An 18,674-nucleotide genomic window follows, 5' to 3' on the forward strand; every position below is an offset into this window, starting at 1 on the left:
CAGGATCGCGCGTTGCTGACCGATCATCTCCTCGGGGCGCACCAGCGTCTCGAACTCGACGAACTTGGCACTGGGCTGGACGCCGACCTTGGCCAGCACGGATGCCAGCGGCACGCCGATCCACGGAACGACCATCGACCACGCCTCGACGCAGCGCAGGCGATAGATGCGTTCCTCCAGCGCGTTGTCGGGGGCCAGATCCTCGACACCATAGCTGCCCGGGCGGTCGACCAGGCCCGCCACCTCCACGGACCAGGGATCGGTGGTTAGCGCGCCCGCATTGCGCGCCGGATCCTCCTTGCCCGTCCCGAATTCGTAAAAGTTGTTGTAGTTGGTGATCTCCTCGAAGGTGTTCGGCGTCTGGTCGGTCGACAGCGGGGACGGGCGTGCATTGATCGTCTGCGCGCGGACCAGTCCGGGCAGGGCCACGGCGGCGGCCCCTGCGGCCATGAATTTTCGACGGTCCAGAAAGATCCTGTGCGGCGTGACGTCAGACCAGTTCAGCTTCATCATGTCCTCCGATCGGGCTGCCCCAACGGGGCGGTACCCCTGCGTTATCGCATGATCCACGCAGGGGGTTGCGCAAATGATGCATCACGTTCGGTTGACTGTTCGCTGCAGGGCACCTGTTCGTTACAGGCGCGGCGCGAATTATTCGACGCGCTCGATCTCGGCCCGGAAGGCGTCGGCGAACCGCTCCATGCGCGGCGCGTCCAGGTGGCGCGCCAGTCCATCGACGCCGGCGGGGCGGCTTTCCGCGATGCGCTTGATCTGGGCGGTCGAACAGGACAGCGGCTTGTCGGTGCCGTCGGGGCCGCGCTGCAGGTCCAGCTGCACGGCCATCAGCCGGTCGAACAGCGCGCCTTCGGGACGCCCGGCCAGAGCGCGCCGTGCCGGGTGCATCTCGGGCTGCGCCCCCGCGATGACCTCCAGGAAGGCGCGGCCAAAACTGTCCAGCTTCTTTGCGCCCACGCCGCCGACCCGCGCCATCTGGTCCAGGTCCTGCGGCCGCTTCTCGGCCATCTCGATCAGGGTGCGGTCGGGGAAGATGACATAGGCCGGCACGCGCGCCGCCTCGGCCAGGGCGCGCCGCTTGGCCTTCAGCGCGGACAGAAGGGGCTCGTCCTCCTCCGATACCTGGGTGCGCAGGACGTTGGCAGGCTTGGCGCCCTTGGTCGTGTCCTCGCGCAGCGTCACGCTCTCCTCGCCGCGCAGGATCGGATGCGCGGTCTCGGTCAGGTGCAGCGCGCCGTGGCGTTCGGGGTCGGGGCGGCACAGGTCCAGCCCCATCATCTGCCGGAAGATCGCCTGCCACTGCCCGCGCCCGTGTTCGCGCCCCACGCCGAAGGTCGGCAGCTGGTCATGGCCGCGCTCGCGGACCTTGTCCGTGGTGGTACCGGTCAGGATGTCGATCAGGTGGCCGCTGCCAAACCACTCCCCGGTGCGGACCATCGCCGACAGCGCCTTGCGGACCGCCAGCGTCCCGTCGAACAGCTTGGGCGGGCTCTGGCACAAGTCGCAATTGCCGCAGTCGCGGTCCATCTCCTCGCCGAAATAGGCCAGCAGGCGGCGGCGGCGGCATCCTGTCGCCTCGGCCAGACCCAGCAGCGCGTTCAGACGTGCATGATCGCCGGCCTTGCGGGCGCTGTCGCCCAGGCCCTCGTCGATCTGGGTGCGGCGCAGGCGGATGTCGTCGGGACCGTAGAGGGTCAGCGTATCCGCCGGATCACCGTCGCGGCCCGCACGCCCGATCTCCTGGTAATACCCCTCGATGGATTTCGGCAGGTCGGCATGCAGCACCCAACGGATGTCGGGCTTGTCGATGCCCATTCCAAAGGCCACGGTCGCCACGACGATCAGCCCGTCCTCGGTCTGAAACCGCGCCTCGGCCTCGCGCCGGGCCTCGGCCTCCAGGCCGGCATGATAGGCGATGGCCGGATGGCCCGCCTCGCGCAGCGCCTGCGCCAGGCTTTCGGTCCGCGCGCGGGCGCCGCAATAGATGATGCCCGACTGACCCCGGCGCGCGGCGGCATAGGCCAGGACCTGGGTGCGGGGGCTGTTCTTGGGCTGGAAGGCCAGCCGGATGTTTGGCCGGTCGAAGCCGCGCAGGAAGGTCACGGGGGCCTGTCCGTCGAACAGGCGGGTGACGATCTCGGCCCGCGTTTCCACGTCCGCAGTGGCGGTGAACGCCGCCAGCGGCACGTCCAGCGCGCGCTTCAGATCGCCGATGCGCAGATAGTCGGGGCGGAAGTCATGGCCCCACTGGCTGACGCAATGCGCCTCGTCCACCGCGATCGCCGTGACGCCCGCCCGGCGCAAGAGGTTCACCGTGCCCCCGGATGCCAGCCGTTCGGGCGCCATGTACAGCACCTTCAGCCGCCCCTCGGAGATGGCCGAAAACACCGCGTCGGTTTCGGCCTCGGTGTTGCCGCTGGTCAGTGCGCCCGCCTCGACCCCCGCTTCGCGCAGCGCGCGCACTTGATCGCGCATCAGCGCGATCAGTGGAGAGATGACCACCGTCACGCCTTCGCGCATCAGCGCGGGCAGCTGGAAGCACAGCGACTTGCCGCCGCCCGTCGGCATGATCGCCAGCACGTCGCGGCCTGCGGCCACCGCCTCGACGATCTCTTGCTGTCCGGGGCGGAAACCGTCGAATCCCCAGACCTGGCGCAGCAGGTCCGTTGACATCACATGCCGTAGAAGAAGCCCGCGTTGTTCGCCAGGGCGCGCTGCGCGATGATGATGATGATGAAGACGACCAGCGGCGCCAGATCCAGCCCGCCGGTATTGGGCAGGATGTTCCGGATCGGGCGATAGATCGGCTCCAGCAGCCGGTTCAGGCCGTCCCAGATCTGCGCGACCAGCGGCTGGCGCAGGTTCAGCACCTGAAAGTTGATCAGCCAGGACATGATGATGTGCACGATCATGATGAACCACAGGACCTGCAGGATCAGTTGCAGGGCTTCGTACAGGGTTCCCATGGTCGTCTCCTTGGCTGCGCGCGCGTTCGGGCCCTGTATGGCCGCGCGTAAGGCGGGACGCAAGCGGGGCGCGACCGGATGCCGCCGCGTCCGGCTTGACGCCCGCGTGATCACGGGCCACCCACGGGGCAGAACGAAAGGCCCGCCCCCGAAAGGCCTGCTGACGAAAGGCCCCTCCATGTATCCGCTGATCCGCTTTGCCAAGGAACTGGTCAAGTTCCGCAATGCCCCCGCCCTGGACCCCCTGGGCACGCATGTGTCCACGCATATGTGCTGGCCCTGGGACCTGGACCCCTGGTGGGAGCTGAACAACGGCCGCACCCTGACCCTGTTCGATCTGGGCCGCATCCCGCTGGCGCGGCGGACCGGGCTGGTGCCAGTGCTGCGGGCGAATGGCTGGGGCATCACGGTGGCGGGGAACTCGACCCGCTATCGCCGCCGTGTCCGGGCGTTCGAACGCTTCACCATGATCTCGCGCATGGTAGGCTGGGACGCGCGCTTCGTCTATATGGAGCAGTCCATGTGGAAGGGCACGGAATGCTGCAACCAGGTGATGATCCGCTCGGCCGTGACCTCGGCCCAGGGGATCGTCGCCCCCGCCCGCGTCATGGAGGCCCTGGGCCACGCCCCCGACAGTCCGCCCCTGCCCGACTGGATCGCGGCCTGGATCGCGGCGGATGCGACGCGGCCCTGGCCCCCCGTCATCCCGGATGACGCGAAACTTCACTTGCCACTCTGACGGGCTCTGTTCCTTATGACGGAAAAGCCATGAGGGACGGACATGACGATCGATCGCAGGCGGGTCTGGGGCTGGTGGTTCTTTGACTGGGCCAGCCAGCCCTATCACACGCTGCTGCTGACCTTCGTCTTCTCGATCTACTTCGCCGAGGTCGCGCGCACGCATTTCATCGCCCAGGGCTTTGATGCCGCGCAGGCCGGGGCGCAGGCGCAGGCGCTTTGGGGATACGGGCTGGCCATCGCGGGCGCGGTCATCGCGCTGGCCGCCCCGGTCCTGGGCGCCATCGCGGACAGTTCGGGGCGGCGGATGCCCTGGGTCTGGGTGTTCTCGGCATTCTACGTGGTGGGCGCGGCGGGGCTGTGGACCCTGACCCCCGCCCAGCCGCCGCTGATCCAGGCCATCGTCTTGTTCGGCATCGGCCTGATCGGGGTCGAATTCGCCACCATCTTCACCAATGCCATGCTGCCTGCCCTGGCCCCGCGCGACGAGATCGGCCGCCTGTCCGGGTCGGGCTATGCCTTCGGCTATCTGGGCGGGGTGACGGCGCTGGCCGTGATGCTGCTGCTGTTCGCCGAAACGCCCTCGGGGCGCACGCTGCTGGGCATCCCGCCCCTGTTCGGCCTGGACCCCGCGATGCGCGAAGGCACGCGGTTCGTCGGCCCCCTGACGGCGATCTGGTACGCGGTCTTCATGATCCCGTTCTTCCTGTGGGTCCGCGAACCGGGGCCGGGCCGGCCGGTGCAGGTGCGCCGCGCCCTGCGCGACCTGTGGACGCTGATCCGCAGCCTGCGGCATCGGCGCAGCCTGGCGGCCTGGCTGGCATCGTCGATGTTCTCGCGCGACGCGCTGAACGCGCTGTACGGGTTCGGGGGCGTCTATGCGGGGACGGTGTTGGGCTGGCCGGTGTTCCTGGCCGGCGTCTTCGGGGTGGTCAGCGCCATCTCGGCGGCGGTGATCAGCTGGCTGGGCGGGCGCGCGGACCGCGCCTTCGGCCCCCGCGCGGTGATCGTGGCCAGCATCCTGGCGCTGATGGCGGTCTGCATGCTGCTGGTGGGCATGGACCGGACATCCGTCCTGGGCATTGCCACGCCGGATGCGGTCCTGGGCACCCTGCGCCTGCCCGATCTGATCTTCTTTGCCTGCGGGGCGGTGATCGGGGGCTCGGGCGGCGCGCTGCAGGCGGCCAGCCGCACGATGATGGTGCGCCACACCACCCCCGACCGCGCAACCGAGGGTTTCGGGCTTTACGCGCTGTCGGGCAAGGCCACGGCGTTCCTGGCACCCTTCCTGATCGCGCTGACGACCGACCTGACCGGGAATCAGCGCATCGGGTTTCTTCCCCTGATCGTGATCTTTCTTGTCGCGCTGGTTCTGCTAGTGTGGGTGGACCCCGAAGGAGAGACGTCCCCGTGATCCGCAAGACCCTGACCGCCGCCGCCGTCCTGATGGGCCTGGCTTTGCCCGCATCGGCCCAATCCCTGGCCAAGGACGTCTTCGGCGCGTTCCGCACGGCGTCAGGCGGGCCGGCCGTGTCGATCGGCAACTATTCCCAAGGTTGCGCACAGGGCCTGGTGCAGATGCCCGAAAGCGGACCCAGCTGGCAATCCATGCGCCCGTCGCGCAACCGCAACTGGGGCCACCCCGAGATGATCGGCTTTCTGCAGGGCCTGTCGCGGGCGGCGCAGCAGGCCGGGTGGCGGGGCCTCTATATTGGGGACATCAGCCAGCCGCGCGGCGGACCGATGACCTCGGGCCATGCCAGCCACCAGTTGGGGCTGGATGCCGACATCTGGATGCTGCCGCCCCCGACCTTGGGCCTGTCCCCGCAGCAGCGCGAGAACCTGTCATCCGTGTCGGTCGTCGCGAATGGCGGCACGGCGCTGTCGGGCAACTGGACGGGCGGGCACATGTCGATCATGCGCGCCGCCGCGCGCGATCCCCGCGTCGAACGCATCTTCGTCGATCCCGTCGCCAAGGTCGCCATGTGCCAGATGGAGACGGGCAACCGCGACTGGCTGCGCAAGATCCGCCCCATCAACAACCACGACTTCCATTTCCACGTCCGCATGAACTGCCCTGCCGGGTCGATCTGCCAGACGCCGAACCCGATCCCGGCCGGCGACGGCTGCGCCGAGGCGCAGGAATGGATCAACATCCGCATCGACCCCAGCCGCGCCAAGCCCTCGACCCCGGACCCCAACTATCGCCACCCCCGCACCTATCGGATGAGCGACCTGCCAGCCCAATGTTCGACCGTCGCATCGGCGCCCTGACGCTGGCCCTTGCCGGGTCGATCCTTGCCACCGCGCCTGCCCGTGCAGGCGCGGTTCTTGATTATGTCGGCACCTATATCTGGACGATGGACCAATCGACCTTCGGCGGCTTCTCGGCGATCGACATCAGCCCGGACGGCACCGGGTTCCACGCCCTGACCGACCGGGCGCACCTGTACTGGGGCCGGATCGAACGCGATGCCCAGGGCCTGGTGCGCGGCATGTCCGTCGCCGGGCGCACGAACCTAAAGGACAGCAAGGGCCAGCCCCTGCCCCCCGGCTATACCGGCGACAGCGAAGGCATCGCGGTGGGCCCCGACGGCCGCATCCATGTCAGCTTCGAAGGGCTGGACCGGGTCGCGACCTATGATCACCCCGACACACCCGCCACCACCCACCCCCGCCCGGACCGCCTGCCCGGCATGGGCGTGAACGTGGGGCTGGAGGCGCTGGCCATCGACGACGACGGCACCCTGTTCGCCGTCCCCGAGCGGTCGGGTTCGGAAACCCAGCCCTTCACCATCCTGTCGTTCGACGGCGCCTGGACGGAATACGGCCAGATCCGCCGCGATCCGCGCTGGCGTGCGGTGGGGGCGGATTTCGGGCCCGACGGCTGGTTCTACCTGCTGGAGCGCGATTTCCGCGGCATCCTGGGCTTTGTCTCGCGCGTGCGGCGGATGCGGCTGGAGCCGGGGGTGATCCAGGACGACCAGATCCTGCTGGAGACGCGGCCCCTGCAATACGACAACCTGGAAGGCATCTCGGTCTGGGACGACGGCGTGGGCATGCGCATCACCATGATCTCGGACGACAACTTCCTGTTCGTCCAGCGGACCGAGATCGTCGAATACCGCCTGCGCGACACCGGCCTGCAGGCGCTGCGGAATTGACAAGACCGCCCGCGCGGGCGTAAGGCGCGCGCTGCCCCACCCGTCCGGGGGGCCGAGTTCTTCCGCAACCTTCGCAAAAACGGAAACCCGCCGATGATCCGCTTTCTGCCCGGCATCCTTGCCATGGCCGCCATTGTCGTGGCCTCGAACGTCCTGGTCCAGTTCACGGTCGCCACCTGGCTGACCTGGGGGGCCTTCACCTATCCGCTGGCCTTCCTGGTCACGGACGTCATGAACCGCGTCCACGGCGCCGCCGCCGCGCGCCGCGTGGTGCTGGCAGGGTTCGTGACCGGGGTCGTCTGGTCGCTGATCGCCGCAGGGATGGATGCCACCACGCTGCGAATCGCCATCGCGTCTGGGGCGGCCTTCCTGGTGGCGCAGATGGTCGACGTGCAGGTCTTCGACACGCTGCGCGGCGGGCGCTGGTGGCGCGCGCCGCTGGTCTCGACCCTGCTGGGGTCGGCGCTGGACACGGTGCTGTTCTTCGGAATCGCCTTTGCGGTCGTGCTGCCCGCGGACACCAACACGGGCTGGGCCAACGAGGCGGTTCCGCTGCTTGGCGCGGGACCGTTCAGCCCGCTGTGGGTTTCGCTGGCACTTGCCGACTGGATGGTCAAACTTGGTCTGGCGATACTGGCCCTTGTGCCGTTCCGCATCATCGTCCGCAATTTGTTGGGGCACAGGGCAGAAAGCTAATTGACAGAATTTCGATCTGTGTCAGCCTGTCCCTATACAGCAATCTTTTGAAAGGAGGTGGTCCAGTGTCTAGAGTGATAGTGGAGAGACGTTTCGGAACAGTCGGGGGGACCCCGGCCTGAGGGCAGCCCCAAAGGCCACCACCCCTGGTTGGGACCGGACCTGCGTCCGCCCCTAACCGGACCATCTCCTTGGATCTCGCGGGCCGCCTCTTGCTGGGCGGCCCGTTCCTTTTTGCGCCCCCGTGTCCGGTTTGCGCCACCGTGTCCGGCCGTGCGGCCCGGCGCAACGAGAACGGGCGGCCCCGAAGGACCGCCCGCACCGATGTCGTCAGCCTTGCGTCAGGCGCGGACAGGCACCGCGGCCCGGTCGCGATTGGCGCGCATCGCGCCGACCACGATCGCGGCCCAGATCAGCGCCGCCAGCCACCACAGCCCGCCGCCGATCAGCGCCATCCCGATCAGGCCCGCCTGCACCACGTAATACGCCATGGTGATCAGCGTCTTGCGGATGATGTCGCCCTCGCGGTCGGTCAGGCCCACGACGGCGGACGCGGCCACCACGTTGTGCACGCAGACCATGTTGCCCGCAGCGCCGCCCACGGCCTGCAGCACCACCACGATGGTGATCCCCGCAAGATCCAGTCCGATGCCCTGCGCGGCCGAGAACTGGAACAGCGCGAACATCATGTTCGACACGGTATTCGATCCCGCGATGAACGCGCCCAATGCGCCCACGATCGGTGCGAACAAGGGCCAGCTGGCACCGGTCGCCGCGGCCATCCCCTCGGCCAGGGTGATCGGCATGGACGCCACGCCCTCCGAGCCCGAGTTGATGAACACCTGCACCATCGGCACCGCCAGCAGCAGCGCGGGCGCCGCGGCCAGCATCGTGCGGCCCGAGATCGCCCAGGCCCGGCCGTAATCGCTGCCCCGCATGCGGAACAGCGCGACCGAGATCAGGGATGCGATGATCATCACCGTCCCCGGCGAATAGGCGAACTGCGCGGTCGCGTTGATGCCCGACCCGAACAGGTCGCGCAGCGCCAGCGTGGTGTCCGGCCCGGTCAGCCACGCCTTCAGCGGCGCGATGGTCCGCGTCAGCACCAGCAGCGCCGCGACGATGACATAGGGCATCCATGCCGTCAGCAGGCCGATGCGGCGGTCATCGGGGCCCAGTTCGGCCTGGTCGGGTTCGATGTTGCCCTGCCAGCCTTCGTCCCACTGGGCGCGTGCCGGAAAGTCGAACCTGTCGGACGGCATGAACCAACCGGCCCGCGCGGCCGGCACCACGATCATCAGGCCGATCAGCCCGCCCAGCAGGGACGGGAATTCCGGTCCCAGGATGCGCGCGACCAGCAGATAGGGCATCGTGAAGGCCAGCCCGGCAAAGATCGCGAACTTCCACGCGCGAAAGCCCTTGGCAAAGCTCCGCTCGGTGCCGAAGAACCGCGTCAGCATGCCGACCATCAGCAGCGGGATCAGCACGCCCACCAGCGCATGGACCAGCGCGACCTGCGCGGCCACCACCGGCACGTATTCGGCCAGGGTCAGGGGCGCGATGGCGCTAGCGACCTCGGGGCTGTTGGACAGGCCGGTGTTGATGCCGACCAGCATCGGCGTGCCGACCGCGCCGAAGGACACGGGCGTCGACTGGATGATCAGCGTGACCATGACCGCGGCCATGGCCGGAAAGCCGATCGCCAGCAGCAGCGGCGCCGCCACGGCGGCCGGCGTGCCGAACCCGGACGCGCCCTCGATCATCGACCCGAACATCCATGCGATGATGATCGCCTGGATGCGCCGGTCGGGCGAGATGTCCATGAACCCGCGCCGGATCGTGCGGATCGCGCCCGATTCTTGCACCGTGTACAGCAGCAGGATCGCCCCGAACACGATGTAGAGCAACGTCACCGCCGTCACCAGCCCGTTGACCGTGGCCCCCGCGACCCGCGCCAGCGGCGCCCCCCACAGGAACAGTGCCAGAAGCACCGTGACCACATAGGCGGTCATCATCGACAGCTTGGCCGACCGTCGCATGACGACCAGCAACACAAACACCACCGCGACGGGCAAGGCCGCGGCAATGAACATTATTCCCTGTGACACCCCAACTCCTCCTCGAATTGTCCGCATCATTCGGGACAGGTTCACGGCGGAAAGCAAGAAAAAACCGGTCTGGAAACCAGACCGGTTGCGCAAACGGTGTCGGAACGGTGCGTCAGTCGCGGCGGATCGCGATGGCGATGCCCTGGCCGCCGCCGATGCACATGGTGATCAGCGCGGTGCGCCCACCCGTCCGCTCCAGCTCGTGGATGGCCTTGACCATCAGGATCGCGCCGGTGGCGCCGACCGGATGGCCCAGGGCGATGGCGCCGCCATTGGGGTTCACGCGGGCCGGATCCAGCCCCAGGCCCTTGTTCACCGCCAGGGCCTGGGCGGCAAAGGCCTCGTTCGATTCGATCACGTCGAAATCGCCGGCCTTCAGCCCGGTGCGGGCCATCAGCGCCTCGACCGCGGAGACCGGTCCGATGCCCATCACCTCGGGGCGCACGCCGGCCACGGCATAGCCCAGGATGCGCGCCCGCGGGGTCAGGCCAGCGCGTTCGGCGGCATCCGCCCGTGCCAGGACCAAGGCCGCGGCGCCGTCGTTGATGCCGCTGGCATTGCCCGCGGTCACGCTGCCGCCCTTCTGGAACACGGCCTTCAGGCCCGCCAGCTTCTCCAGGCTGGTGTCCTTGGGGTGCTCGTCCGTGTCGAAGGCCACCATGCCCTTGCGCGACTTGACCTCGACCGGGACGATCTGATCCTTGAAATGGCCCGCAGCGATCGCCGCCGCGGCGCGACGCTGCGATTCCATCGCGAATGCGTCCTGCTGTTCGCGGGTGATGTCATGTTCGGCGGCCACGTTCTCCGCCGTGACGCCCATGTGGCCCGTGCCCATCGGGCAGGTCAGCGCGCCGGTCATCATGTCCAGCATGACCTGGTCCCCCATCTTGGCCCCGAACCGCGCCGAGGGCACGACATAGGGCGCCCGGCTCATGCTCTCGGCGCCGCCCGCGACCGCGAAATCGCCGTCGCCCAGCATCAGCGCCTGCGCCGCCGACACGATGGCCTGCGCGCCCGACCCGCACAGACGGTTCACGTTCATCGCGGGCGTGGTGTGCGGGATGCCCGCCTCCAGCATGGCCACGCGGGACAGGTACATGTCGCGGGGTTCGGTGTTGATCACATGGCCGAAGACCACCTGCCCGATCCGGTCGGGGGCGACGCCCGCGCGATCCAGCGCGGCGCGGGTGACGGTGGCGGCCAGCTGAATCGGCGGAACCGCGGCCAGGCTGCCCCCGAAGGTGCCGATGGCGGTGCGCGCGCCGGACAGGATGACGATATCGGATGCGGACATGGATGGGCCTCCTCTTGCCTTTGGCGACAGTCTGGGCGCGCTGCCCGCGTCCCGCAACCGTGCCGTCGCGGCAAATTGCATGCCTCCGCGCAAGGCGCTATGTTGCGCAGGAATAACGAGAGAGATCCCATGACCCAGACCGGCCCCCGGCTGCGCATCAAGCTGCGCCTGGAATACGACTCGCCCCTGATCCTGGGGCCGGGCAAGGCCGAGCTGCTGGCGCGGATCGGGCGGCTCGGCTCGATCTCGGCCGCCGCGCGCGAGATGGGGATGAGCTACAAGCGCGCCTGGACCCTGGTCGAGGAGATGAACACCGCCTTTGCCGACCCCGTCATCGACAGCGCGCGCGGCGGGGCGGGGGGCGGCGGCGCGACCGTCACCCCCACCGGACAGCAGGTCCTGGCCCATTACCGGGCGCTGGAATCGCTGTTGCTGGATGCGGGGGCCGCGGATCTGATGGCGCTGAACGCCCTGCTGCGGCCCGAGGGATCGGGCTGATCCATCGGCCGGTCGGTGCCCCGCTTCCGGCTTTGTGATTTCACAGGCGGGTGAATTTGCGTAGACTGTCCGCAAAACAAGAGAACGAGGGCAGGATGAACAGGCTACTGAAGCTGGCCATTGTCGGGCTGGTCGCCTCATGCGGGGGCGGCGGGAACTTCAGCGCGCCGCGGCAGCTGGACAATGCGTGCGCGATCACGTCGGAACGACCCGCCTATCTGCGCGCCATGCGCCAGACCGAACGCAAATGGGGCGTGCCGGTCCATGTTCAGATGGCGACCCTGTACCAGGAATCGAAATTCATCGGCGATGCGCGCACCCCGCATCAATACGCGCTTGGCGTCATTCCCATCGGCCGCCAAAGCAGCGCCTTCGGCTATTCCCAGGCCCTGGACGGCACTTGGGAGGAGTACCAGCGCGAGACCGGCAACCGCCGCGCCCGGCGCGACAGCATCCGCGACGCGACCGACTTCATGGGCTGGTACATGCATGGCAGCCAGCAGCGGCTTGGCCTGTCCAAGAACGACGCCGCGTCGCAGTACCTGGCCTATCACGAAGGCCGCAGCGGCTTTGCCCGCGGCAGCTATCGCCAGAAAAGCTGGCTGATGCGCGTGGCCGGATCCGTGGGCCAGCGGTCCGAGATGTACCGCCAGCAGCTGGTCGGCTGCCGCCGCGCTTGACGCGGCGCGGGGGCTGGGGCCTTCTGTCCGTCCAACGGCCAGGAGGATCCCCATGTACCGCGTCATCGGCACCGCCAAGTCCCGCGCCCTGCGCGTCCTGTGGATGCTGGAGGAGCTGGGACAGCCTTACGACCACATTCCCGCCAATCCGCGCAGCGACGGCGTGGCCCAGTTCAACCCGGCAGGCAAGGTTCCGGTCCTGATCGACGACGGCACGCCGATCACCGATTCGACCGCGATCCTGACCTATCTGGCCGATCGCCACGGCGATCTGACCCACCCGGCGGGCACCCTGGACCGGGCGCGTCAGGACAGCCTGACCCAGTTCCTGCTGGACGAATTCGACGCGGCATTGTGGCTGGCCGCGCGCCACAGCTTCATCCTGCCCGAGGAGATGCGACTTGGCGCGATCAAGAACACCCTGCGGTGGGAATTCGAGGCCAGCCAGAAGACCCTGGTCCACCGCATGTCCGACGGCCCCTATCTGATGGGAGAGCGGATGACCGTGCCCGACCTGATCCTGGCGCATTGCCTCGACTGGGCGCTGTCGGCGCGGTTCCCGATCGTCGAACACCGCCTGACCGAATACCTGGACCGCATCCGCCAGCGCCCCGCCTATCAGCGGGCCATGGCACGCTAGAGCCTGCGGGCTGCGGCCTGCCCCGCGCGCAGCCCCGTGGCAAGGCAGGTGGTTAGCAGATAGCCGCCTGTCGGCGCCTCCCAGTCCAGCATCTCTCCGGCGGCAAAGACGCCGGGCAGGGCGCGCAGTTCAAGCTCAAACGTCAGCGCCTCCGACCGGATGCCCCCGGCCGACGAGATCGCCCGGTCCAGCCCCATCGGCCCCACATGGCAAAGCGGCAGCGCCTTGGCCCGCGCGGCCCAGCCCTCGGCGCTGTCCGGCAGGGGGCGCCCCCATTCCAGCAGCAGGCCCACCCGCGCCGGATCGCCCAGGATGCGGCGCAACCAGTTGCCCAGGCTCAGCTTGCCGCGCGGCTGCGCAAAGCGCCGCGCCAGGGACGCGTGGTCCAGGTCGGGGGCCAGATCGACATGGGCCGCCTGCCCGTCGCGGATCGGGGCCGCGACGGCATAGACGCCCCCGCCCTCGATCCCATCGGGGGTGATGACCCATTCGCCGCGGCTGACGCTGTCGCCTGCGCGGATCGCGACGCCCTTGACCGGCGCGCCGTGCAGCCGCGCCATCGCGGGCGACCAGTCGACCCGGAACCCCATGTTGGCCGGACGAAACGGCGCGATGGCGACACCGGCCTCTGCCAGGATCGGCACCCAGGTCGCATCCGACCCCAGCCGCGGCCAGCTGGCCCCGCCCAGGGCCAGCACCGTCACATCGGGCTGCAGCACCCGGCGACCGTCGGGCGTGTCGAAGGCAAAGCCACCGCCCAGCCCGACCCATCGCCAGCGCGACCGCAGCTCGACCCCGCCCGCGCGCAGCCGCGCCAGCCAGGCCCGCAGCAGGGGCGAGGCCTTCATGCCCACCGGAAACACCCGGCCCGTCGATCCCGCGAACAGAGCGATGCCCAGGCCCTGGGCCCAATCCCGCACCGCCTGCGGGCCGAACGCCCCCGCATCGGTCGCCAGATAATCGCGCCTGTCCGACGCGGCGATCTGGGCGCCAAAGGCCGCCAGCGGTTCGTCGCGGGTCAGGTTCAGGCCGGATTTCCCGGCCATCAGGAACTTGCGGGCGGGCGTGGGCATCGCGTCGACCACCACCACCTGACGGCCGGGCGCCATCAGCGCCTCGGCCGCCATCAGCCCGGCAGGTCCGGCCCCGATCACCAGGGCAAGGGTCACCGCCGCCCCCGCGGCTTCATCGCAAGGCGCAGCAGCGCGCGTTCCACCAGCGGCATCTGCGGCGCGCGGCTGGCGGACCGCAGCGTCATGTCGGTCGACAGCAGCAGCGACACCGCCTCCTCCAGCGGGCCCATGCCCCAGCTTTGCGCCTGGCGGGTCATGCGGTCGCGGCGGGGGCCGAAGACGGGCGGGCGCGCGCGGGCCAGCGCCACCCCCGGCCCCGCCGGGTCGGCAGCGGCCAGGTGCAGCGTGCGGAAATGGCGCAGCGCGCCGATGCACAGGGTGACGGGCGCGATCCCCTGCTGTTCGATCCGCCGCATCAGCGGGCCGAAATCGGCCTCGCGGCGTTCGGCGACGGTGTGGATCAGCTCGTCCAGGTCGGCCTCGATCGTGGCGGGCGCCAGCATGGCGATCTCCTCGACCGTCAGGGGGGCGGGGTCCTGGTACTTGTACAGGCCGATCTTCTCGACCGTCTGGCGCAGATCGCCGGGGTCCAGCGCGCGCGCCAGAAGACCCAGTTCGCGCATCGCGTCCCGCGGCACCTCGCGCAGGCCGGCATCCGCCAGCCAGCGGCCGATCTCGTCCTCGGAGGGAGGATCGTCATAGATGGGGGCGGTCACCGCCTGGCCATGCGTCTCGAACAGGCGCCGCAGGGATGACGACTTGGACAGGCTTGCCGCCGTGACCACGATCACCGCATCCCCCTGCCGCCAGCCTGTCAGCGCATCGCGGATCGCGTCGGTGGCCAGGTCGGGTGTGTCCTCGACCACGACCACGCGGGGGCCGGGAAAGAACCCCACCTCGCGCACCGCGTCGATCAGCTGGGCGGGGTCCTTCTTCAGGCCCGCGCCGGGCATCCGGGTCAGCCGCATCTCCTCGTCGGCCTTCTCGCCGGTCAGGGCGCGCACGACCTCGGCCCGCTTCAGCGCCACGCGCATCGCGTCCTGCCCATAGATCAGCACCCCCGGCCGCGAGGGGTCGGGGCGGGCCAGATAGCGCGCGATCTCGGCCCCCTTCAGCAGCATGGATCAGTCCGGCAGGCCGGATGCGGCCGCCAGCAGGCGCGTGACCACCTGATCGGCCAGCATCAGCGCCAACCGCTCGCGCGCGTCGCCCTCGGCCGCCAGGGTCGAGATCGTGGTCCCGGTGGTGGAATAGGACGTGAAGCTGCTGACGCGTCCCTGGGTGATCACCGCACCCCCCGGCCCGGTCAGCGCGAAATCGGCGGTGCCGTTCAGCGAATAGCGGGTCGTGACCTCATCGGGCGTGATGGCCTGCGCGACGACGCCCGCGCTGATGCGGTAATCCAGGTCATAGACTGCCGCGTCCTCGGGGCCCAACCGTTCGGCCAGGCGCCGGTTGAAGACGAAGTCCAGCGGCGTGTCCGGGTCGCGCGGGCGGACCTTGCCGAACAGCTTGCCGCCCCCGCCGCCCGGCCCATAGACCGGCGACAGCCCGCAGGCCGCCAGCCCCGAGACGGCCAGCAGCCCCAGCAGGACCGCGCGGCGATCAGGCGACCACATTGACGATCCGCCCCGGCACCACGATCAGCTTCTTGACCGCCGCCCCGTCCAGGAACCGCAGCACGGTGTCGTCGGCCAGCACCAGCGCCTCGATTTCGGACTTGTGCATGGTCTTGGGAACGGTGATCTCGGCCCGGCGCTTGCCGTTGATCTGGATCGGAAGGGTCACGCTGTCGTCCTCCAGCAGGGCCGGGTCCGCCTTTGGCCAGCCCGCATCGACCACCATGCCCTGCCCGCCCGATTTCGACCAGACCTCTTCGGCCAGGTGCGGCACCATCGGCGCCATCAGCTGGGCCATGATCCGCAGGGCCGCGCGGCGCGCCTCGCCCCCGGCCTGCGATTTCGCTACAGCGTTGGCCAGTTCATAGAGTTTCGCGACCGCCTTGTTGAAGGCAAAGCCCTCGATCGCCTTGGTGACATCCGCGATGGCGCGGTGCGCCGTGCGCGTCAGGTCGGCATCGTCGCCCCCTTCGGGAACCTCGTCGGCTAGGCGCCAGACGCGGGACAGGAACTTGAACGCGGCCTCCGCTCCGGCGGCGGTCCATTCGACGTCGCGTTCGGGCGGGCTGTCCGACAGCATGAACCACCGTGCGGTATCCGCGCCGAAACTTTCGACGATGCTGACCGGATCGACGACGTTCTTCTTGGATTTCGACATCTTCGCGGACGGGATCACCTCGACCGCGGTGCCGTCGGCCAGACGCCCGTCGTTCACGTCCTCGGGCAGGTGATAGACCGGGCGCCCCCGGTCGTCGGTGGTGCGATAGATCTCGTGCGTGACCATGCCTTGCGTGAACAGCGCGTCGAACGGCTCTCGTGCCGTCTCGGGCAGGTGGCCCGTCTTGACCATCGCGCGGGCAAAGAAGCGCGAATAGAGCAGGTGCAGGATCGCGTGTTCGACGCCGCCGATATACTGGTCGACGTTCATCCAGTATTTCGCATCCGCCCGGTCGGTCGGCGTCGCCGCCCCCGGCGAGGTGAAGCGCGCGTAATACCACGACGAATCGACGAAGGTGTCCATCGTGTCGGTCTCGCGCCGCGCCGCGCCTCCGCATTTGGGGCAGGTCGCCTGACGCCAGGTCGGGTGGCGGTCCAGCGGATTGCCCGGCACGTCGAAGGTTACGTCCTGCGGCAGCAGCACGGGCAGGTTCGCTTTCGCCTCGGGCACGGTCCCGCAGCTGTCACAATGCAGGACCGGGATCGGGCAGCCCCAATAGCGCTGGCGCGAGATGCCCCAGTCGCGCAGGCGGAACTTGGTCACGCCCTCGCCGTATCCCGCGCTTTCCGCATGGGCGATGGCGGCGTCCACGGCGGCCTCTCCGGTCTGATCGGCCGCGCCGCTGAAGCCGCGGACATAGGTCACGGGTTCGGTCTTGGCAGGCACGAAGGGCGCATCCGCCACCAGTGCGTCTGCCTGTTCCTGCGTCATGCCGGGCTGACCAAAGGTCGCGCGGATGGGCAGGCCGTACTTGCGCGCGAATTCGTGGTCACGCTCGTCATGCGCCGGGCTGCCGAAGATCGCGCCGGTGCCGTAATCCATCAACACGAAATTCGCGATCCAGATCGGCAGGCGCCAGTCGGGGTCCAGCGGATGCGCGACGGTCAGGCCGGTGTCGAAGCCCAGCTTGGGGGCGGTCTCGATGGCTTCCTCGGTCGTGCCGATCCTGCGGCATTCCTCGCGGAAGGCCTCGATCTCGGGGCGGCTGGCCGCCAGCTCCTTGACCAGGGGATGATCCGGCGACAGCGCGACGAAGCTGGCGCCCATCAGCGTGTCGGGACGGGTCGTATAGACCTCGATCGCCTCATGGCCCGCCGGCGCATCGACCGTGCGGAACGTGAACTGCAGCCCGCGCGACCGGCCGATCCAGTTGGCCTGCATCAGGCGAACCTTCTCGGGCCAGCCCGTCAGCCCGTCCAGCGCCTCCAGCAACTCGTCGCTGTAATCGCTGATCCTGAAGAACCACTGCGTCAGCTCGCGCCGTTCCACCGTGGCGCCCGACCGCCAGCCCTTGCCGTCGATCACCTGTTCATTGGCCAGCACGGTCATGTCGACCGGGTCCCAGTTCACCTGCGCCGACTTGCGCGTGATCAGGCCCGCGTCCAGCATGTCCAGGAACAGCGCCTGCTGCTGCGCCACATAGGCGTCGTCGCAGGTCGCGAATTCGCGGCTCCAGTCGATGGACAGGCCCAGGGGCTTCAGCTGCTCGCGCATGGTCTCGATGTTGGCATAGGTCCAGTCGCGGGGATGACCGCCCTGCTCCATCGCGGCGTTCTCCGCGGGCATGCCGAAGGCGTCCCAGCCCATCGGGTGCAGCACGCTGAACCCCTGCGCCCGCTTGAACCGCGCGACCACGTCGCCCATCGCATAGTTGCGCACATGGCCCATGTGGATGCGCCCCGACGGATAGGGGAACATCTCCAGCACATAGTATTTCGGGCGCTCGTCGCGGACGGCGGCAAAGGCGTCGGCATCGGCCCAGGCCGTCTGCCAACGGGCTTCGCTTGTCGCGGGATCATAGGGCATGGGGAACCTCGGGCATCATTCGTTGCCCGCAGGGTCTATACGCCCCGCCTGTGCGGGTCCAGATGCGGCCGACCGGAGCCCGTCGAATGCGACCGCCCGCGGGCATCGCGAAACACCGCCGGATGCCCCGCGATCGGGCCCCCGCTGCGCGGACGCGACCTTACAGGCGGCCGTCCTGGATGCGCAGCTGGCGGGCGCGGGTCAGGATGGCATCCTCGACCGCGCGGACGGTGCCCGCCTCGACCGCGGCGCCGCCCGGCCCCTGCAGCGCCAGGCGCAGGCTGCGCGCATCCAACGCCGGGTCGCTGATCTGGATCGTCGCACGATAGGACCGCCCCCCGCCCGGAGGCGTGCCGTAGCCGGTCTGGATCACGCCGGTGAACGGATCGACCGTCTGCACCGGGAGAAAGTTCAGCACGTCCAGGCTGGCGTTCCACAGGTACTTGTTCACCCCGACCATCTGGTCCGGGTTGCCCGACCGGATGAACAGGTCCTGGATCAGGGTGCCCCGCTCGGACGGGCGCATGTCGCGGTCGGGGGTGGGGCCCGCGTTTTCCGTCGTGCCGTTGCCGCAGGCCGCCAGGCCCGCGCACAGCGTCGTGACGATCATCAGGCGCGTGGCGCGTGCATAGGTCATCCCAGTCCCCCGGAGGTCAGTT

Annotated in this window: 18 protein-coding genes (1 of these 18 cut by a window edge); 8 read left to right on the forward strand and 10 right to left on the reverse strand. The window is 69.1% G+C overall.

Annotated features, from left to right (window positions below):
* From msrP to PRL19_RS03415, 3 genes are all read right to left on the reverse strand, one after another.
* Positions 1-513: the 5' portion of a protein-methionine-sulfoxide reductase catalytic subunit MsrP gene (msrP, locus tag PRL19_RS03405; protein WP_273743877.1), read on the reverse strand. It extends 399 nt beyond the left edge of the window; only the first 513 of its 912 coding nucleotides appear in the window; it begins with the start codon at positions 511-513; its stop codon lies off the left edge, out of view.
* Between the two features lie 138 nt (positions 514-651).
* Positions 652-2,688: a DNA helicase RecQ gene (gene recQ / locus PRL19_RS03410; RefSeq protein WP_273743878.1), complete on the reverse strand. Its 2,037-nt coding sequence runs from the start codon at positions 2,686-2,688 to the stop codon at positions 652-654.
* Complete coding sequence (locus PRL19_RS03415) at positions 2,688-2,981, reverse strand: YggT family protein (RefSeq protein WP_045983133.1); 294 nt, start codon at positions 2,979-2,981, stop codon at positions 2,688-2,690. Before PRL19_RS03415 ends, recQ begins: the two co-directional genes overlap by 1 nt.
* Positions 2,982-3,159: 178 nt before the next feature.
* On the opposite strand from PRL19_RS03415, the gene PRL19_RS03420 reads away from it, so the two are divergent.
* From PRL19_RS03420 to PRL19_RS03440, 5 genes are all read left to right on the forward strand, one after another.
* Positions 3,160-3,720 carry an acyl-CoA thioesterase gene (locus tag PRL19_RS03420; RefSeq protein ID WP_045983134.1) on the forward strand — a complete coding sequence of 187 codons (561 nt, stop codon included), beginning with the start codon at positions 3,160-3,162 and terminating at the stop codon, positions 3,718-3,720.
* A 42-nt stretch (positions 3,721-3,762) separates the two neighbouring features.
* Positions 3,763-5,133 (forward strand): MFS transporter, encoded by a 1,371-nt coding sequence (locus tag PRL19_RS03425; RefSeq protein ID WP_273743879.1) that lies wholly within the window; start codon positions 3,763-3,765, stop codon positions 5,131-5,133.
* Entirely contained in the window at positions 5,130-5,993 is an 864-nt protein-coding gene (mepA, locus tag PRL19_RS03430) for a penicillin-insensitive murein endopeptidase (RefSeq protein ID WP_273743881.1), read from the forward strand. Before PRL19_RS03425 ends, mepA begins: the two co-directional genes overlap by 4 nt.
* Positions 5,966-6,883: an esterase-like activity of phytase family protein gene (locus PRL19_RS03435; protein WP_273743882.1), complete on the forward strand. Its 918-nt coding sequence runs from the start codon at positions 5,966-5,968 to the stop codon at positions 6,881-6,883. The genes mepA and PRL19_RS03435 overlap by 28 nt, the downstream gene beginning before the upstream one ends.
* A 93-nt stretch (positions 6,884-6,976) precedes the next feature.
* Positions 6,977-7,579: a queuosine precursor transporter gene (locus tag PRL19_RS03440; protein ID WP_273743883.1), complete on the forward strand. Its 603-nt coding sequence runs from the start codon at positions 6,977-6,979 to the stop codon at positions 7,577-7,579.
* Between the two features lie 341 nt (positions 7,580-7,920).
* Here PRL19_RS03440 and PRL19_RS03445 read toward each other — a convergent pair whose 3' ends face one another.
* Positions 7,921-9,672 carry an L-lactate permease gene (locus PRL19_RS03445; protein ID WP_273743884.1) on the reverse strand — a complete coding sequence of 584 codons (1,752 nt, stop codon included), beginning with the start codon at positions 9,670-9,672 and terminating at the stop codon, positions 7,921-7,923.
* A gap of 127 nt (positions 9,673-9,799) precedes the next feature.
* Complete coding sequence (locus PRL19_RS03450; RefSeq protein WP_273743885.1) at positions 9,800-10,981, reverse strand: acetyl-CoA C-acyltransferase family protein; 1,182 nt, start codon at positions 10,979-10,981, stop codon at positions 9,800-9,802.
* 129 nt (positions 10,982-11,110) lie between these two features.
* Between PRL19_RS03450 and PRL19_RS03455 the strand changes: the two genes are divergently transcribed.
* From PRL19_RS03455 to PRL19_RS03465, 3 genes are all read left to right on the forward strand, one after another.
* Positions 11,111-11,479, forward strand: a complete 369-nt coding sequence (locus PRL19_RS03455; protein ID WP_045983141.1) for a winged helix-turn-helix domain-containing protein — start codon at positions 11,111-11,113, stop codon at positions 11,477-11,479.
* Between the two features lie 95 nt (positions 11,480-11,574).
* Complete coding sequence (locus tag PRL19_RS03460) at positions 11,575-12,159, forward strand: transglycosylase SLT domain-containing protein (RefSeq protein ID WP_045983142.1); 585 nt, start codon at positions 11,575-11,577, stop codon at positions 12,157-12,159.
* A 52-nt stretch (positions 12,160-12,211) separates the two neighbouring features.
* Positions 12,212-12,799, forward strand: coding sequence for a glutathione S-transferase family protein (locus PRL19_RS03465; protein ID WP_046000383.1), 588 nt, complete (start codon positions 12,212-12,214; stop codon positions 12,797-12,799).
* Here PRL19_RS03465 and PRL19_RS03470 read toward each other — a convergent pair.
* From PRL19_RS03470 to PRL19_RS03490, 5 genes are all read right to left on the reverse strand, one after another.
* On the reverse strand, positions 12,796-13,926 hold the full coding sequence (locus tag PRL19_RS03470; protein WP_273744446.1) for a TIGR03862 family flavoprotein: 1,131 nt from the start codon (positions 13,924-13,926) through the stop codon (positions 12,796-12,798). The genes PRL19_RS03465 and PRL19_RS03470 overlap by 4 nt on opposite strands.
* 38 nt (positions 13,927-13,964) lie before the next feature.
* Complete coding sequence (gene holA, locus PRL19_RS03475) at positions 13,965-14,993, reverse strand: DNA polymerase III subunit delta (protein ID WP_045983144.1); 1,029 nt, start codon at positions 14,991-14,993, stop codon at positions 13,965-13,967.
* 3 nt (positions 14,994-14,996) lie between these two features.
* Entirely contained in the window at positions 14,997-15,491 is a 495-nt protein-coding gene (lptE, locus tag PRL19_RS03480) for an LPS assembly lipoprotein LptE (protein WP_139599434.1), read from the reverse strand.
* Positions 15,478-18,015 carry a leucine--tRNA ligase gene (leuS, locus tag PRL19_RS03485; RefSeq protein ID WP_273743887.1) on the reverse strand — a complete coding sequence of 846 codons (2,538 nt, stop codon included), beginning with the start codon at positions 18,013-18,015 and terminating at the stop codon, positions 15,478-15,480. Before leuS ends, lptE begins: the two co-directional genes overlap by 14 nt.
* A 160-nt stretch (positions 18,016-18,175) precedes the next feature.
* Entirely contained in the window at positions 18,176-18,652 is a 477-nt protein-coding gene (locus tag PRL19_RS03490) for a DUF3576 domain-containing protein (RefSeq protein WP_045983147.1), read from the reverse strand.
* Between the last annotated feature and the right edge of the window lie 22 nt (positions 18,653-18,674).

The organism is Paracoccus marcusii, assembly GCF_028621715.1.
Lineage (GTDB): Bacteria > Pseudomonadota > Alphaproteobacteria > Rhodobacterales > Rhodobacteraceae > Paracoccus > Paracoccus marcusii.

What these genes read in the sequence shown, in the direction of transcription:
- recQ (WP_273743878.1), bottom strand. Translation starts at nt 2,688, where the DNA reads ATGTCAACGGACCTGCTGCGCCAGGTCTGGGGATTCGACGGTTTCCGC.
- PRL19_RS03415 (WP_045983133.1), bottom strand. Translation starts at nt 2,981, where the DNA reads ATGGGAACCCTGTACGAAGCCCTGCAACTGATCCTGCAGGTCCTGTGG.
- PRL19_RS03420 (WP_045983134.1), top strand. Translation starts at nt 3,160, where the DNA reads ATGTATCCGCTGATCCGCTTTGCCAAGGAACTGGTCAAGTTCCGCAAT.
- PRL19_RS03425 (WP_273743879.1), top strand. Translation starts at nt 3,763, where the DNA reads ATGACGATCGATCGCAGGCGGGTCTGGGGCTGGTGGTTCTTTGACTGG.
- PRL19_RS03435 (WP_273743882.1), top strand. Translation starts at nt 5,966, where the DNA reads ATGTTCGACCGTCGCATCGGCGCCCTGACGCTGGCCCTTGCCGGGTCG.
- PRL19_RS03440 (WP_273743883.1), top strand. Translation starts at nt 6,977, where the DNA reads ATGATCCGCTTTCTGCCCGGCATCCTTGCCATGGCCGCCATTGTCGTG.
- PRL19_RS03445 (WP_273743884.1), bottom strand. Translation starts at nt 9,672, where the DNA reads ATGTTCATTGCCGCGGCCTTGCCCGTCGCGGTGGTGTTTGTGTTGCTG.
- PRL19_RS03450 (WP_273743885.1), bottom strand. Translation starts at nt 10,981, where the DNA reads ATGTCCGCATCCGATATCGTCATCCTGTCCGGCGCGCGCACCGCCATC.
- PRL19_RS03455 (WP_045983141.1), top strand. Translation starts at nt 11,111, where the DNA reads ATGACCCAGACCGGCCCCCGGCTGCGCATCAAGCTGCGCCTGGAATAC.
- PRL19_RS03460 (WP_045983142.1), top strand. Translation starts at nt 11,575, where the DNA reads ATGAACAGGCTACTGAAGCTGGCCATTGTCGGGCTGGTCGCCTCATGC.
- PRL19_RS03465 (WP_046000383.1), top strand. Translation starts at nt 12,212, where the DNA reads ATGTACCGCGTCATCGGCACCGCCAAGTCCCGCGCCCTGCGCGTCCTG.
- PRL19_RS03470 (WP_273744446.1), bottom strand. Translation starts at nt 13,926, where the DNA reads ATGGCGGCCGAGGCGCTGATGGCGCCCGGCCGTCAGGTGGTGGTGGTC.
- holA (WP_045983144.1), bottom strand. Translation starts at nt 14,993, where the DNA reads ATGCTGCTGAAGGGGGCCGAGATCGCGCGCTATCTGGCCCGCCCCGAC.
- lptE (WP_139599434.1), bottom strand. Translation starts at nt 15,491, where the DNA reads ATGTGGTCGCCTGATCGCCGCGCGGTCCTGCTGGGGCTGCTGGCCGTC.
- leuS (WP_273743887.1), bottom strand. Translation starts at nt 18,015, where the DNA reads ATGCCCTATGATCCCGCGACAAGCGAAGCCCGTTGGCAGACGGCCTGG.
- PRL19_RS03490 (WP_045983147.1), bottom strand. Translation starts at nt 18,652, where the DNA reads ATGACCTATGCACGCGCCACGCGCCTGATGATCGTCACGACGCTGTGC.